Here is a 15,058-nt window from a genome sequence, read left to right as displayed (position 1 = left end):
CCTCCCCTCTCCCGTCATCCCGCGCCTCAGAAGAAGGACGCCATGTCTCGGTACACCTGGACGATGTCCTCCACGCTGCCCTTGGCGCTGGAGCCCTTCGCCGCCTCAGCGATGCGCTCGAGCACCTTGCTCTCGGCGCCCTGGCCATAGGCGATGGTGAAGATGCGCACCGGGTTCTCCTCGCTCGAGGCGTTCAGGCCCTTCTCCAGGTCCCCCAGCGTGAGGGTGCTGTGCTCGTCCTTGCCGTCCGTCATCACCACCACAGCGTGGATTTTTCCCGGCTCCTTCAGCGCCCGCTCCCGCGCGATCTTGTAAGCGGCCTGCGTGGCCGAATAGAGGGCCGTGCCCCCATTGGCGATGATGTTGTCGACGCGGCCGAGCAGCTCCGCGCGGCCCTTGCCGAGCTCGACCGGCCCCATCGGCGGGTACACGTTGTTGTCGAAGAGGACGAGTGTCACCTCATCCCGGTCCGACAGCGACTCCAGGAAGCGCTTCGCCCCCACCTTGGCCTCGGCCAGCGGGCGGCCCGACATGCTGCCGGACTTGTCGAAGACAAAGGTGACGTCCGTGGGCTTCTTCGTCTCGCGCCACACGGCCAGAAGCTTCTCCAGCACGTCCGCGCCGGGCACCTCCAGCAGCGTCTGTGGCTGCTTGGGATCCGCACCGTGGGCCGCGTCCACCGGCGCCGCGATGGCCACCGCGGGGTCCGCCGGACGGAAGCCCAGCGCCAGCGCGCGCTCCTGCGCCGGCCGCGCCTTGAGGAAGGCCATGAAGGTCTGCGCCGCCTCGCGCTCTTCGGCTCCCACCCAGTCCGCGTCGAGCACCGCGTACGGATGATCCGACCAGAAGGTGCCCTCCACCGGGTAGATGGACACCAACGGGAACGGTGCGTCCGTCTGCTTGCCGTAGGACTCGATGACCAGGTTCTCGTACAGCACCGCCGCCGACAGGTAGCCCGGGCCCCGCTGCAGCATCTTGTCCGAGAAGAAGCCGGTGGACTTGCCGTAGTGCACCACCGTGCCCTCAATCTCCGTCAGCAGCGCCTGGGTCTTCTTGCCCTCCACGTCCGCCACCGTCAGCCCGCGCGTCTTGCCTGAGCCCGCGTAGGCCTCGGCCAGCACCGACAGCAGGCCCGAGTTGGAGGAGTCCGGGTGGGTGTGGCCCAGCTTGAAGCGGCCCCACTCGGGGTGCCCATACGCGCCCCAGCCCCGCTTGTCCGCCGCCACCTTCATGAGGTCCGCCCAGCCAATGGACTTACCCGGCCAGCCCAGCGCCTCCGCCATGGGCTTCCACATGGCGATGACGATGGGTGAGAGCAGCAGCGGCTCGCCCTCGCCCACCACCGGCGTCGTCTTGCCCTTGGACGTCATCCACGCGCTGTTGAGCAGCGGCAGGTACGCGCTGGAGGCCGGGCTGTACACGTGCGCCCGGAGCTTGCCGGAGACGATGTCCTGCACCGCCTCGCCCGAGCCCATCGCCTGGCCCTCCACCCGGATGGGCCGGCCCGACTTCGTCTTCGCCCCGCTCCGCTCGAAGGCCCGCGCCTGCTCCTCGAACCAGCTCTTCTTCTCGCTGCCGTAGGCCACCGTCAGCACCACGGGCCGCCCGCCGCTCGCCGCCTGGGGCTTGCGCGCGGCCTCCGGTGGATGAGAAGTCCCCTGGCTGGATTCCTTGCAGGCGGCTAGCAGCATCACCACCGCGAGCACTCCCCACCGCAGCTTCCACATCCTGACGGTCCTCCCCTCGGGCACCTTCGCCACGACTGTGTGACGCAGCGCCGCCGCCCCCTCAACCGTCCACGACTCAACTCACCTGCTTCTTGCACGCGCGTGACGGGGTCGTCACACAGGAAACCTGTTTATTCGGACTTTTCATTTCACCCTGTTTTATTTTGAGGTCACACATGTTCGACCGGGACAGACAGGTTCGATAGAGTCCGCCGCCATGAATTTCATGAGCCGGAAGCTGTGGATGATTGGAGGCCTGGGTCTGGCGCTGGGTGGGTGTGCCACGAAGGTGGCGCCGGTGCAGTACAACCTGGGGCTGGCGCGCGCGGAGTACCGCGACTACGCGAAGGCACGGGCCAACATCTGTAATGAGGAACCCCGCGTCGTGACGGACGAGCTGGGTTCGATGAACAAGCTGCTGACGGAATTCCTGTCCTCCACGGAGCAGGTGAAGAATCCGAAGTCGGTGGACCATGCCCGAGCCCTGGAGACGCTGAAGGAAGCGGAGGGCTCGCTGGGCAAGGTGCTGGACGTGTACCAGGCCAACCTGGGAGCGGTGCGCAAGTGCGACTTCGCGAAGTCCGGGGCCATCGCGGAGCTGGCGCAGCAGGGGACGGGGCTGCTGGAGCAGTCGCGGGAGCGGATGACGGAGTCCTCCCAGCTGATCGCGGTGAAGCACGCCCAGCAAAAGTGGTTGGAGGAGGCGCCCCAGCGTGAGCAGACGGCGCGCCAGACGTGGTGCGCGAAGAATCCCGAGGTGGGCAGCACGGACCTGTACTACGCGCGCAAGTTCGCCGACGGCCGGACCGAGTGGCTCTTCTGCGATGGCCACATCGTCCAGTCCGGTCCCAAGGGAGGCGAGCCCACCCTGGTCTCGCCCGACGGCCTCAGCGCGAAGGACCGCCGCAAGGTGAAGCCGCCGCGCTACATCGAGGCCGCGAACGGCTACCCGGCGGAGGAGATGGACAAGCAGCCCACGAGCGCCGCGGAGCCGTCGGCTCCCGCCCACAGCTCGAGCGCGGGCGGGAACTAAGAGAGAGCGCGCGACCTCACGCGCTGAGACGAGACAGGCGCTCGGCGAGGCGCGTGTCTCCCCCCGCCTCCAGGGAGCGCAGCCACGCCGGCAGCGAGCTGCCTCCCGCCACCAGGTGCCCTTCGAGGTGGGGACGCAGCGCGCTCCAGCGCCGATCCCACCCTTCCCCAGAGCCACTCCGAGGCCGCGCCTCCAGCAACGCTCCGATGCGCAGCGCCAGCTCGGGCTCGCCCAGCGCCTCGGCCTGACGGGCCAGCAGGCCGGTGGCGGCCTGGGCCGGCGCACCCGCGGGGGCACGCTTCCACTGCTCCAGCGTCCGGAGAAAGGCCGAGGCATCCAGCTCGGACAGCAGCTCCATGGCCACCCACAGCGGCAGCCGCGGCTCGCCCCGGGGGGCCACCACCTTCGCCATCAAGGACGTGAACACCGGGCCCAGGGCGGCGTGGCTGGAGGGATCCGTTCCCCCCAACGCCCGGAGCGCGCGCCGGGCTTCGCGGGCCTGCTGCGCCACCTTCCAGCTCCGCCCTCCCAGGAGAGAGTCGAGCCGGGTGAGGGACTCCACGGCCGCCGCCACCTGCTCGGCGGAGGGCGTGCCGCCACGCACCCGGGGAGGCAACGAGAGCTTCGGAGACGCCGCGGCCGCGCCCTTCGCGCCCTTGGGGGCCGGGGCCGATGACGACTCGGCGGAGACCTCGTGGTAGCCCTCGCGCAGCTTCTCGGCCACCTTGCGCTCGTACTCGCGCCGGGCCCCTGCCTCATCGGCGAACGCCTTCTCCTTGCGCTGCCCGTCGGTGCCCAGTCGCCCGTACACCACAATGAAGGTGTTGCCCTGGACGTCGGCCATCCAGAACTTCGCGCTGGTGCCCTCGACGAACTCAAACCTGCGCATGATGCGGACCCTCCCCTACCGGGTGTGCGGATGTCCGGCAGACGCTACTACGGGCGGCGGTGACGCTCCCACCTCAGACGTGAATGAGCCCCACCTTCCCGGACCGGACGCTAGTCTGGCGCGCATGATTCGTTCAGCGACCCCCGCGGATATCCCCGCCATCGCCCGGCTCATCCGGGCCCTGGCCGAGTACGAGAAGCTCTCCCATGAGGTCGTCCTCCGAGAGGAGGACCTGCACCAGCACCTCTTTGGCGCTCGGCCCTACGCCGAGGTCGTCCTCGCCGAGGACGGCGGACAGGTGGTGGGCTTCGCCCTCTTCTTCCACAACTACTCCACCTTCCTGTCCAAGCCGGGCATCTACCTGGAGGACCTCTTCGTGCTGCCCGAGCACCGGGGCCATGGGCACGGAAAGAAGCTGCTGTCACACCTGGCGAAGCTCGCCGTGGAGCGGGGCTGCGGACGCTTCGAGTGGTCCGTGCTCGACTGGAACACGCCCTCCATCGAGTTCTACAAGTCCTTCGGCGCGGTGCCGATGAACGACTGGACTGTCTTCCGCGTCACAGGGGACGCGCTGCAGCGACTCGCTCGGGCCACGTGAGCCGAGCCTGGCCGCCCTCCTGGCGACCTCTCGACAAAGCCTCGCCGTGCGTTGATTCAGGAATCTGCGCAACGAGCATTCTCGCTTCCCCGGGGGCATGACATCCTGCGGGGCAGCGAGGCTGCATGGGGTCCTTCGATGACAAAGAGCGCCGGACGGTCGTGACCGACGAACGCCGTACGGTCGTGACCGACGAGCGCCGCACGGTCGCCCTCCCCGCGGGTGACGCGGCAGGACCTCAGGCCCAGACCCCACCTGATGAGACACCTACGATCGGCCGAGGCACGCCGCTGGACCGGTACGTGGTGCTCGATCCGCTGGGCCAGGGCGGCATGGGCATGGTGTACGCCGCCTACGACTCGGTGCTGGACCGGAAGGTGGCGCTGAAGCTGCTGCCGCGCGCTGACTCCGTCGAGGGACCCGAGGTGACGTCAGGGCGGGCCCGGCTGCTGCGCGAGGCCCAGGCCATGGCGCGGCTGTCCCACCCCAACGTGGTGGCCGTCTATGACGTGTACCAACACGGCACCCAGGTCTTCATGGCCATGGAGCTGGTGGAGGGTCAGACGCTGCTGCAGTGGCAGCGAGAGCGGCCACGGAGCTGGAGGGAGATTCTCACGGCCTTCCTGGCTGCGGGCCGGGGCCTGGCCGCCGCACACGCCGCTGGGCTCGTGCACCGCGACTTCAAGCCCACCAACGTCCTGGTGGGGAAGGACGGCCGCGTCCGGGTCACGGACTTCGGCCTGGCGCGTCCACACAATGCCCCCGTGGAGCTCGGCTCCGAGGACGGGGCGCCGTCCGCGGACACCAGCCCGGTCAAGTCCCACAGCCTGCTGGAGCTGGAGCTGACCCAGCGGGGCGCGGTGCTGGGCACGCCGGCCTACATGGCACCGGAGCAGTTCCGCGGCGCCGTCGCGGATGCACGCACGGATCAGTTCTCCTTCGCCGTGTCGCTGTGGGAGGCGCTCTACGGCGAGCGCCCCTTCGAGGGCAGCTCCCCCAGTGAGCGCCGGGAGAACGTGCTGGCCGGGCGCATCAAGCCCCCGCCGCCCTACTCCAAGGTGCCGCCCTGGGTGAACCGCGCCCTGCTGCGCGCCCTCAACACCGCACCGGAGGCGCGCTACCCCTCGCTGGACGCGCTGCTGGCCACCCTGGAGCGCGACCCGGCCAAGGTGCGTCGCCGCTGGCTGACCGCGGTGGCCCTGGTCCTTCTCGTCACCGCCTCGGCCTTGCTGACCTGGTCCTCCTGGCGGCAGCGGCGCGCCCTCCTGTGCACCGGGAGCCAGGAGAGCCTGAAGGCGGTCTGGGGCCCACCCCGTCAGGCCGCCATCGAGAAGGCCTTCCTCGCCACCGGCCTGTCCTATGCGCGCGATACCTGGGCACGCGTGCATGGAGCGCTCGACACGTACACCCGGACGTGGACGGACATGCACCAGGACACCTGCGAGGCCACGCGCCTCCGGGGCGAGCAGTCCGAGGCCGTCATGTCCCTGCGCATGGCCTGCCTGGAGAGCCGCCGTCAGGAGCTGGCTGCCCTCACCGAGGTCTTCGCCGACGCCGACGCCACCGTGGTGGAGAAGGCCCTCTCCGCCACCAGCGCCCTGCGCTCCCTCCGGGGCTGCGCGGACGTAGAGGCCTTGATGGCCGAGGTGAAGCCGCCCGAGGACATCTTCGTGCGGGGGTCCGTGGACGTCGCGCGCGGCCAGCTCGCCCGCGTCAAGGCGCTCACCGAGGCCGGCAAGTACAAGGACGCCCTGGCGCTAGCCTCGGAGGTGGAACAACGGACGGCGACACTCGGCTACGAGCCCATTCACGCCGAGTCCCTCTTCATGAAGGCCTGGACGCAGATCATCTCCGGGGATGGCCAGGGAGTCCCTCCGCTGCTGATGCAGGCGCTGTGGCAGGCGCACGCCGCTCGACACGACACCCTCGTGGCCGCGGCCGCCGTGCGGCTGATGGGCTACTACAGCAACCGCGGGCCCCAGGAGGAAGCCGATCGCTGGGAGCACTTCGCGGAGGCTTCGCTGGATCGAATGGGAGAGCGCGGCGAGCTGCGCGCCATCTTCTTCAACAACCGGGGCCTGGCATTCTACCACCAGGGCAAGTTCGCCGAGGCCTACGAGGCCTTCGACAGGGCCTTCGCCCTGGCGGAGCAGACCCTCGGACCCGCGAACGCGATGACGCTGCGCTACGCCAGCAACTCCCTGGCCGCGCTGGACAACCTGGACCGTGTCGACGAGTCCCTGCGAGCACTCGAGACGCTCGTCCGGCTGGGTGAGAACAACCTCGGACCCGGCCATCCGTTCCTCACCCAGCCCCTGGCGAACCTGGCGAACATGTACGCCCTCCAGGGGCGCAACGCCGAGGCGCGTCGCCTGCTCGACCGGGTGCGGGAGATCGGCCAGCAGGCATACAGGAGCGACTCGGAGGAATGGGCCCACTTCCACATCGCCTATGGAGACCTGGAGGCCGCGGAGGGCCATGATGCCGCGGCGCTCGAGCACTACGACGAGGCCGTGCGCCGATTCCGGGAGCTGATGGGCCCGGAGAGCCCATACCTGATGCAGGCGCTCGTGAACGTGGCGGAGGCTCAGACGTCACTGGAGCGGCTGTCCGAGGCACAACGGACCTTCCAGCAGGTGGTGGAGCTGGCGAAGAAGGACCCCAAGCAGCACGAGCACGTGTACACCAAGGCCCTGGTGGGGCTCGCGGATCTGCACGATGTGAAAGGCCAGCACGAGAAGGCGCTCCGGCTGCGCCAGCAAGCGCTGGAGCTGCGCGAGCGGAACCTGGGCCCCGCGCACCTCACCACGGCGATGATGCGCGTGAGCATTGGCGCCAGCTACCTCGAGCTGGGGCAGCCCGCCCGCGCGCTGGCCATCTTCGAGAAGGAGCAGCCCCTCTTCGAGAAGACGATGGGAGTGGATTCACCCGTCGGCGTGCTGCCCCAGGAGGGCAAGGGCGAGGCGTTGCAGCGGCTGGGACGGGCCACCGAGGCCATCCCTGTCCTCGAGCGCGTGCTGCGAGTCGTCGAGAGCCGTCCGGTGCGTCCGGCCTACCGGGCCTCCGCGCAGTTCGCCATGGCGCGAGCCCTGTGGGACGCCGGACAGCAACCGGAACGCGCCCTGAAGCTTGCCCACTCAGCGCGGGCCACCTTCTCCCGCGCCCCCATCCTCCACGCCAAGGCCCTGGCCGAGCTGGAGGCCCTGCTGAAGCGGCACGCTCCGAAGGCAGCCACTCCCAGCTCCATGGCGCAACCCGCGCCTCCGTGAGTCGGGCGGTAAGCCGTTACAGCTCGCGGACGAGGTCTCTCCCCGCGAGGACCGCCCCCACGATGAGCAGCAGGCCCATGCCCTGCACCACCCAGGTCAGCGCGGAGCGTGGGAGGCGGTTCTCGTAGCGTTTGAGCAACCCGACGAGCAGCAACTCCCAGCAGGCCACTCCCGCGCCAGCGGCGGCACCGAAGGGAAGCGCGAGCACCTCGGAGAAGGCGAAGAGCTGCCTTGAGTAGAGGGACGCGACGGCAGCGCTCCACGTGGCCAGCAGGGTGGGATTGAGCGCGGAGATGGTGAAGCCGAGCAGGAAGCCCATGAGGGAACGCTCCTCTCCGGGCTTCACCTCGTCCTCGGGCTTCCACCGGAGGAAGTACACCCCGAGCAGAGTCAGCACGAGCGCGCTCAACGCGTGCGAGAGGGGGAGGATGGCAGGACGGTTCGCGAGGAACGTCGTGAAGCCCCAGAAGGCCACAGCGGCGTAGAGCGCCTCAGCCAATGCGGCCCCCAGACCCACACGAAGGGCCGCGCCGAAGCGCTTCTGCACGCACAGGGACAACACCATCACAGCGATCGGACCGGTCAGCGGAATGGAGCCGATGAACCCGAACGCGAACGCCACGAGACAGGTGATGAGTGTGCTCACCCTGCCCCCCGCGGAGACGGTGCTGCTGGGATACGCCTCTTCATGGAGGACACCGATACACCAGGCGGACGTGGGCGACCACCACCCGGGAACCAACAGATGAGGCCTGAGTGCCTCCCTGGTCTCCGCCACAGCCCCCAGGGGTGAGGTGGGGTGGCATCATGCGGGTACCATGATAGCCAGACCGCTGGACCTGATGGGCCTGACGGCCTTGTCTCCGGAGGAAGTGAAGGCGCTTCGTCGCCGCCCGCTCCTGGCGCTCGATGCCCGCCAATGTCAGCGCATGAGCGTGGTGGATCTCTTCGAAGCGGGGCCCCTCCTGCTGACCCTCACCCAGGCGTCGAGCGAGCCGGACGCCCAGCTCATCCACAAGGCCCTGTTCGGTGGACGGCCACTTCCGGCACCGGCGACCGGCTACTCCGTGCTGGAGGCGCGTGAGGTCGCGGCGCTGGCACCGCGGCTCGCGGCACTGTCCCCCCGAAAGTGGGGGCGACAGCTCGAGGAATGGATGGCCCAGCAGTCCAGCCCAAAGTTCGATGAAGTTCCGTTCGAGCTCGCGGTGGAGTGCGTACAGGATTGTGTCCGCTACTTCCGGGAGCACGCGCGGAAGGGCAACGCCCTCCTGCAATGGAATGCGAAGTGGAAGGGTGGGCCCCTCTACCGGCCGGATGCGGTGCTAGCCGTCATCACCGGAGGCACACCACGCCGGATGAAGGCACTCATCCAGGCATTCGACCGGTATGTGCGGCGTAAGGGCCTGTTGGATGAGCAGCGACAGCTCACTCCCAACGAGGCCCTCTCCGCCCTCCTGGGCTCGAAACGACGGCGCAAGTACCTCGAGTTGGACTCCGAGATCATTCCCTGGCTCCGGCCCCACGTGGAGCCGGTCGCATAGGGAGATGGCTCAGGAGCGCCCGAGCGCGGACAGCAACTGGCGCGAGGCCTGGGTGAGATCCGAGGAGAGCTCAAGCAAGCCGCCCCCCATCAGGTACATCACCTCGTCGCCGTAGCAGGCCTTCATCGCCTCGAGGTTCGACAGCCGCATGCCCCCGCCCGGCGTGGGGCAACAGGGACGCAGCGGACCCATGGGGGCGAGGCAGGCGCTGGCGATCTGCTGGCACTCCTCCTGGGAGAAACCGAACCGGCCGCCGAAGTTGGGATAGATGCTGGCATCGACGCCCGCCAGACGCTGCAGCAGTCCGAACAGGACTCCATGGGCGTGACCCGCGCTCGGGCTGACCACGTGCGAGCCCAGCCAGGTCGGATGGGACAGCAAGGGCAGCGCGATGCTGTCGTCATCGGCGATGGCGCGCAGCGTGTCAAAGCCCACCAGGCCGGGACCGAGCAGCAGGGCCCGAGCGCCCGCCTCCTTCGCGAAGCGCACCCGGCGCTCGAGCTGACGGAAGTCCGAGGTGACGTTGGCCGCGTACACGGCGCGCCGGCCCGTCTCGCGATTGGCTCGCTCCACGGCAGCGGCACAGGCGGCCACCCGGGCCTCGAAGGGCGCCCAGGGCTGGTTGGTCAGGCCATGGTCGTCCTTGATGATGTCGATGCCCCCGAGCGCGAGCTGATAGGCCATCTCGGCCAGCGCCTCGGGAGACAGCCCCATGGGCTTGAGGGCCGTCTGTACGAGCGGCCCGGTGGGTACGCCCAGGAAGTCGCGCAGCCCCTTCATCCCGAAGCGGGGACCGCGGAACTGACGCAGGAACGACTCGGGCAACTGGACGTCCAGCACCCGCACGCCCGGCTGCAGCGAGCTGTTGCCGAACAGGAGGTTGAGGAACTGGGTGAGCTCGCCGCCCGCCGCCTCCACGAGGTAGCTGAGGGTGACCTCGTGGACTCCCGGAGCGCGCTCGGAGATGTGCTCGATGTGCCCCACCACCTCGTCGCGGATGAAGCCACGCGGCACCAGCCGCTCGGGCAACTCCACGGTCTGCTCGAGCGCGATGGCGAGGGCTCTCGCTTGAATCTCCGACGCCGGAGCGGTGACACCGTAGGTGACGCGGATGCGCTCGGAGCCCATCACAGTGCCTCCGCCTTGGACGTCGAGTGCACTGCCTCCAGCCGCACGGCGAGGAGCTCGTCCTGGGTGATGCCCAGCGCCTGGCCGGCCAGCCTCTCCGCGGCGCGCACCAACGCCATCGCATCCAGGCCGTACTTCGCCATGAGGTAGGGCTTGCTGGCGCCGTGAGCGAAGGTGTCATTCAACCCCAGACGAACCAGCGGCCGGCCGACTCCCGCATCCGCCATGATCTCCGCGAGGATGCTCCCCAGTCCGCCCACGGTGGTGTGGTTCTCCAGGGAGATGACCCCCAGGCGCACGGACGCGAGGTGGTCCAGGAACTGCTCGCGGTTGAAGGGCTTGAGGGTGCCCACGTGCAGGTGGCGCACGGACAGGCCCTTCGCCTCGAGGGCCGCGGTGGCGCGCATTGCCTCCTCGGTGGTGATGCCGGCGGTGACGATGAGCACGTCCCGCCCCTCGCGCACGCAGCGGATGTCGTTGAAGCGAAACGGAGTGGAGAACAGCCGGGGAACCTGGCCGCGCAGCACGCGCACGTACACCGGGCCGTCGACGGCGTCGGCCACCGGCAGCACCGTCTCCACCTCCGTGGCATCTCCGGTCTCCAGCAGCGTCATGTTCGGAATGGCGCGCAGGATGGCGATGTCATCGATGGCCTGGTGGGTGACGCCGCCCGGCGTGGTGATGCCGGGCAGGAAGCCCATGAGGCGCACCTTGCGGTTGGGATAGGCAATGGAGTTGATGAGCTGATCCAACGGCCGGCGATAGAGGAACACGCCGAACGTGTGGATGAAGGGGCGAAACCCCTCCATGGCCAGACCGGCCGCGAAGGACAGCATGTTCTGCTCGGCCATGCCGCAGGACAGGAACTGCTGCGGGTACTGGTCGCGGAACTTGTCTACCTCGCAGCTGGAGGTCAGGTCCGCGGACAGGCAGAGCACTTCCGGGCGCTTCGAGGCGTAGGCGATGAAGGCCTTCGCGTAGGGCTTCTCGACGAGCTCCATGACTCAGGGCTCCGGGTTGGGAATGCCGAGCTGGGCGGCGACGCTGCGAGCGAGCTCGCGCCTCTCCTCGGACGATTGGAAGCGAACGTAGTGCAGGCGTGGGAAGCGCTTCTTCAGCGCGTCGTCCATGCCCTGATAGGGGCTGGTGCGCATGAGCGTGACGACGGGCCGGTCCTCCGCTCGACGGGACAGGGCTGTGCGCATGGCGGCAAGGTCATGGCCGTCCACCTCGACGGCATCGGCACCAAAGGCCCGGAGCCGGGCAACCCAGTCGCCCATATAGCCGACCGTGCTCATGGCGCCGTCGCACTGCTGGGCGTTGACGTCGATGACCACCGACACGTTGGAGATGCGGTGGAAGGCCATGTTGGCGAAGCACTCCCAGGTCTGCCCCTCCTGCAGCTCGCCATCGGACAGGTAGACCCAGACGCGGCCGGGCTCGCCGCGCCGCTGCCGAGCCCAAGCCACACCGGAGGCCATGGACAGGCCCTGGGCCAGACTGCCAGTGGTGACCTCGAAGCCGGGGCTGTGCTCGGCGCCAATCATCTCCACGCTGGAGCCGTCCCGGTTGAAGTGCTCGAGCCCCTCGGGAGCCATGCGGCCCGCCTCGATGAGCGCGGCGTAGACCACCAGGGCGTAGTGGGCCGGGGAGATGAAGAAGCGGTCGTACTCCGGAGACTGCGGGCCGTGGTAGCCGGCGCCGGTGAAGCTGTCCGGATTGTGGGGACCGGGCACTCCCGGGAAGGGACGTGGAATGGCCGGAGCGGTGCTCGGACCGAGGCGGAGAACCTCGTTGTAGAGCAGGGCCAGGGACTCCGCCGCCGAGCACGCCTGGGACAGGTATCCCCCGTTGTGGCGGATGGTGTGCTCGAAGACGCGCCGTCGGATGCCATCGGCGATGGCTTGAGTGCTTCTCGTCATGGGACCGAGCGCACACTAACACCGATGGTTCCAACACCGGGAGGACGGAGAATACCGCCCTCCCGGGGCCCCTCGGCGAGGGCAACGGCGACTACAGCTCGTCCAGGTCGTAGTACTCGGCCGACGCGTTGTCGTGGTTGCTGACGCCGCCCACCGCGAGCACCGTGCCGTTGTTGAGCAGGGTCGCCGTGTGACGGTAGCGGTCCACGTTCATGGCCGCCGTGACGCTCCACTTGCCCGTCGCCGGGTCATACAGCTCGGAGGCCGTCATGATGCCCGTGAGCGGGTGGTAGCCACCGGCCACCAGCACGCGGCCATCCGGCAGCATGTTGGCGGTGTGCCACTTACGCGGGTCCTTCATGCTGCCCGTGGTCGTCCAGGTGTTGGACGCCGGGTCATACAGCTCCGCCGTGGAGCTCAGCGCCACGTCGATGCCCGCACCGCCCGCCACCAGCACCTTGCCGTTGTTCAGCAGGGTCGCCGTGTGCGAAGCGCGGCTCACGCCCATGCTCGCCGCGCTCGTCCACGTCCCGGTCGCCGGGTCGTAGATTTCCGCGGAGTTGATGAGGGCGTCGGAGGCGTCGCTGCCGCCCGTCACCAGCACCTTGCCGTTGGGCAGCAGGGTCATGGTGTGGAAGGCACGCGCCGTCTTCATGCTGCCGGTGTACGTCCAGGAGCCCGTGGCCGGGTCATACAGCTCGGCCGAGGCGAACACCGCGCCGTCGTACTCGGTGATGCGACCACCGGCCACCAGCACCTTGCCGCTGGGCAGCAGCACCGCCGAGTGGTGGAAGCGCTGCTGGTTCAGCTTACCGGCCGGCCGCCACTTGCCGACCGCGGGGACATACAGCTCCGCCGTGGCGTCGGTGATGGGGCACGAGCCGCCACCGGTGATGAGCACGCGACCATCCTGCAGCTTGGTGGCCGTGTGACCGCGGTGCGCGCCCAGGGTGTTACCCGTGGCGGACCAGGTCTTGGTCTCCGAGTTGTACAGCTCCGAGGTGGTGTTGAAACCACCGGCCACCAGCACCCGGCCGTCGTCCAGCAGGGTCGCGGTGTGGAGCATGCGCGGCAGGGCCATGCTGCCCGTCAGAATCCAGCCGCCGTGCCGATCCTCGCACACGCCGCCGGGGCCCGGAATCACGATGACGGTACGGGTGGCGGTGCCCACGTGGCCCGCCGCGTCCTTCACCGTGTAGGTGAGCGTGTAGGTGCCCGCGACCTTCGTGTTGACGGTACCCGTGACGGTAATCGCGGCGCTCAGGTCACCGGAGCAGGCGTCGGTGGCGGTCGCGCCCGCCTCGACGTAGGTGCTGCCGCACGTGACGGTCAGCGAGGGGTAGCCCGCCAGCGACACGACCGGAGCCTGGGTGTCGCTCACCGTCACCTGGCTGGTGCAGGTGGAGGTGTTGCCAGCGGAGTCCTTGCCCGTGTGCGTGACAGGGGTGGTGCCCAGCGGGAAGCGGCCAGCGCCGGGGTTGCTGGAGTACGTCGCGTCGCTGCAGTTGTCATCGCCGTACGCCTGGCCCGGGTTCACGTTCGCACCGCCCGCGACGCACTCGGCCGACACGTTGGCCGGGCAGGTGATGGTCGGAGCCGTGGTGTCAACGACGGTCACGTTCGCCGTGCAGGAAGACTGCAGGCCCGTCGAGTCGGAGCAGGTGAGCGTCGCCGTGGTGGTGCCCAGGCCGAAGTTGCTCGGCGACTGGTCGCAGCCCGTCAGGTCGCCGTCCGGGTCATACGAGCCGTTGTCGATGTTGATGCGGCTACCGGAGACGGTGCAGACGAGGCTGTCGGCCGACACGGTGACGTCCTTGCACTTCGCCACCGGAGGACGGGGAACGGAGACGGACTTGCAGGAAGCGCTGCAGGTACCCGAGCCGTTGGAGGCACCGGTGTCGCACTCCTCACCGGGGTCGAGCTTGCCGTCACCGCACCAGTGCAGGCGGCACACAGACGAGCAGGCCGTGCCCGGCACGCCGTTGCTGGCGCCCGTGTCACACTCCTCGGGGTACTGCACCACGCCGTCGCCGCAGCGCACGGGGATGGCACCACGCGCCAGGACGTAGGGCACGCCGTGAGAGCCGTCCGCGAAGTCCTGGGAGCCCGGCAGGCGCGCACCGTAGGTCGGGTCACGCGCGATGACGAGCGGGGTGAAGTTGGCGGCCGGATAGGAATCGAAGGCCTCGTGGACCGAGCAGCCCCAATCAGAGAGCATGCCGTCCGTGAGGCCATTGAGGGCCGCGTGGGAGGCCACGATGTGAGCATCGTTGTAGCAACCCACGCCCGTCACGGTGAAGGAACCGAACGGCTCGAGTACCGGCACCGCCGTCTTGGGTACGGTCTCATGGTAGTAGCAGCTCAGGTTGATATAGGCGCCCGTCTTGCCTTCCTGAGCGGCGGCAAACCCAACGGCGTTCTGAGTGACCTGATCCTTCGCGTGGTACACGGGGTCGGTCCCCATGACGATGACGTTGCCGTCGACCACCGGGCCCCAGACGTGGCGGTTCTGCTCAGCCACGGAGATCAGGCTCACGCTGGTGCTGCACGTGGGATCTCCCAGGATGATGGCGCGATAGCTGGCGAAGTCCGCTGAGCTCTTCGCGGCCCAGTCCGCATCAGAGACAACCTCCACCGTGTAGCCCAGACTCGCGGCGGCCTGCGCTTCGATGCTGTACTCGCCATCGGTGACCGTGCCGGCCAGGATGAGGACCTTGTTGGTGCTGCCCAGTCCCTGCGGGCGCGTACTCACAACCTTGGGCGCCACCGCCGACTCGGGCGCCTGACGCGTGGTGTCCGTATCCGACGGCAGCGCACTGCTGCCGCAGGCCGCGAGCAACAGCACACTCAGGACCATGAGCATCCGGTCGCGGATGCCGCTCCAACTCTTCGAGTGATCATCAAACAGCATGGAATCCCCTACCCTCGTGGCGCAGAGGCGAAGCGCTCCG

Annotated in this window: 11 protein-coding genes; 4 read left to right on the top strand and 7 right to left on the bottom strand. The window is 68.8% G+C overall.

What is annotated here, in order from left to right; all coding sequences use genetic code 11:
* Positions 1-26: 26 nt before the first annotated feature.
* Positions 27-1,727, bottom strand: coding sequence for an extracellular solute-binding protein (locus tag F0U60_RS12800; RefSeq protein ID WP_395818625.1), 1,701 nt, complete (start codon positions 1,725-1,727; stop codon positions 27-29).
* A 217-nt stretch (positions 1,728-1,944) separates the two neighbouring features.
* On the opposite strand from F0U60_RS12800, the gene F0U60_RS12795 reads away from it, so the two are divergent.
* The gene (locus tag F0U60_RS12795; RefSeq protein WP_395818622.1) at positions 1,945-2,760 is read left to right on the top strand and encodes a hypothetical protein; all 816 of its coding nucleotides are present in this window, start codon (positions 1,945-1,947) and stop codon (positions 2,758-2,760) included.
* Between the two features lie 16 nt (positions 2,761-2,776).
* On the opposite strand, the gene F0U60_RS12790 is transcribed toward F0U60_RS12795, so the two are convergent.
* Positions 2,777-3,649 (bottom strand): WGR domain-containing protein, encoded by an 873-nt coding sequence (locus tag F0U60_RS12790; protein ID WP_395818619.1) that lies wholly within the window; start codon positions 3,647-3,649, stop codon positions 2,777-2,779.
* A 124-nt stretch (positions 3,650-3,773) separates the two neighbouring features.
* On the opposite strand from F0U60_RS12790, the gene F0U60_RS12785 reads away from it, so the two are divergent.
* On the top strand, positions 3,774-4,247 hold the full coding sequence (locus tag F0U60_RS12785) for a GNAT family N-acetyltransferase (protein ID WP_395818615.1): 474 nt from the start codon (positions 3,774-3,776) through the stop codon (positions 4,245-4,247).
* A gap of 161 nt (positions 4,248-4,408) precedes the next feature.
* A complete protein-coding gene (locus F0U60_RS12780; RefSeq protein ID WP_395818612.1) occupies positions 4,409-7,516 on the top strand; it encodes a tetratricopeptide repeat protein in 3,108 nt (1,035 codons plus the stop codon).
* Positions 7,517-7,532: 16 nt separating this feature from the next.
* Here the strand turns inward: F0U60_RS12780 and F0U60_RS12775 are convergent, their stop codons facing one another.
* A complete protein-coding gene (locus F0U60_RS12775; RefSeq protein ID WP_395818609.1) occupies positions 7,533-8,162 on the bottom strand; it encodes a LysE family transporter in 630 nt (209 codons plus the stop codon).
* A gap of 172 nt (positions 8,163-8,334) precedes the next feature.
* Between F0U60_RS12775 and F0U60_RS12770 the strand changes: the two genes are divergently transcribed.
* Entirely contained in the window at positions 8,335-9,057 is a 723-nt protein-coding gene (locus F0U60_RS12770) for a hypothetical protein (RefSeq protein WP_395818606.1), read from the top strand.
* A 9-nt stretch (positions 9,058-9,066) separates the two neighbouring features.
* Here the strand turns inward: F0U60_RS12770 and F0U60_RS12765 are convergent, their stop codons facing one another.
* From F0U60_RS12765 to F0U60_RS12750, 4 genes are all read right to left on the bottom strand, one after another.
* A complete protein-coding gene (locus F0U60_RS12765; RefSeq protein WP_395818603.1) occupies positions 9,067-10,185 on the bottom strand; it encodes a RuBisCO large subunit C-terminal-like domain-containing protein in 1,119 nt (372 codons plus the stop codon).
* Positions 10,185-11,186 carry a transketolase family protein gene (locus F0U60_RS12760; protein ID WP_395818600.1) on the bottom strand — a complete coding sequence of 334 codons (1,002 nt, stop codon included), beginning with the start codon at positions 11,184-11,186 and terminating at the stop codon, positions 10,185-10,187. The genes F0U60_RS12765 and F0U60_RS12760 overlap by 1 nt, the downstream gene beginning before the upstream one ends.
* A 3-nt stretch (positions 11,187-11,189) precedes the next feature.
* The gene (locus F0U60_RS12755) at positions 11,190-12,107 is read right to left on the bottom strand and encodes a hypothetical protein (protein ID WP_395818597.1); all 918 of its coding nucleotides are present in this window, start codon (positions 12,105-12,107) and stop codon (positions 11,190-11,192) included.
* A 91-nt stretch (positions 12,108-12,198) separates the two neighbouring features.
* On the bottom strand, positions 12,199-15,018 hold the full coding sequence (locus F0U60_RS12750) for a kelch repeat-containing protein (protein ID WP_395818593.1): 2,820 nt from the start codon (positions 15,016-15,018) through the stop codon (positions 12,199-12,201).
* Between the last annotated feature and the right edge of the window lie 40 nt (positions 15,019-15,058).

Source organism: Archangium minus (assembly GCF_044360475.1).
Lineage (GTDB): Bacteria > Myxococcota > Myxococcia > Myxococcales > Myxococcaceae > Archangium > Archangium minus.
The sequence above is the reverse complement of the archived record's forward strand: the minus strand, read 5'-3'. Positions and strand labels throughout refer to the sequence as shown.

What these genes read in the sequence shown, in the direction of transcription:
- F0U60_RS12785 (WP_395818615.1), top strand. Translation starts at nt 3,774, where the DNA reads ATGATTCGTTCAGCGACCCCCGCGGATATCCCCGCCATCGCCCGGCTC.
- F0U60_RS12765 (WP_395818603.1), bottom strand. Translation starts at nt 10,185, where the DNA reads ATGGGCTCCGAGCGCATCCGCGTCACCTACGGTGTCACCGCTCCGGCG.
- F0U60_RS12760 (WP_395818600.1), bottom strand. Translation starts at nt 11,186, where the DNA reads ATGGAGCTCGTCGAGAAGCCCTACGCGAAGGCCTTCATCGCCTACGCC.
- F0U60_RS12755 (WP_395818597.1), bottom strand. Translation starts at nt 12,107, where the DNA reads ATGACGAGAAGCACTCAAGCCATCGCCGATGGCATCCGACGGCGCGTC.
- F0U60_RS12795 (WP_395818622.1), top strand. Translation starts at nt 1,945, where the DNA reads ATGAATTTCATGAGCCGGAAGCTGTGGATGATTGGAGGCCTGGGTCTG.
- F0U60_RS12790 (WP_395818619.1), bottom strand. Translation starts at nt 3,649, where the DNA reads ATGCGCAGGTTTGAGTTCGTCGAGGGCACCAGCGCGAAGTTCTGGATG.
- F0U60_RS12770 (WP_395818606.1), top strand. Translation starts at nt 8,335, where the DNA reads ATGATAGCCAGACCGCTGGACCTGATGGGCCTGACGGCCTTGTCTCCG.
- F0U60_RS12800 (WP_395818625.1), bottom strand. Translation starts at nt 1,727, where the DNA reads ATGTGGAAGCTGCGGTGGGGAGTGCTCGCGGTGGTGATGCTGCTAGCC.
- F0U60_RS12750 (WP_395818593.1), bottom strand. Translation starts at nt 15,018, where the DNA reads ATGCTGTTTGATGATCACTCGAAGAGTTGGAGCGGCATCCGCGACCGG.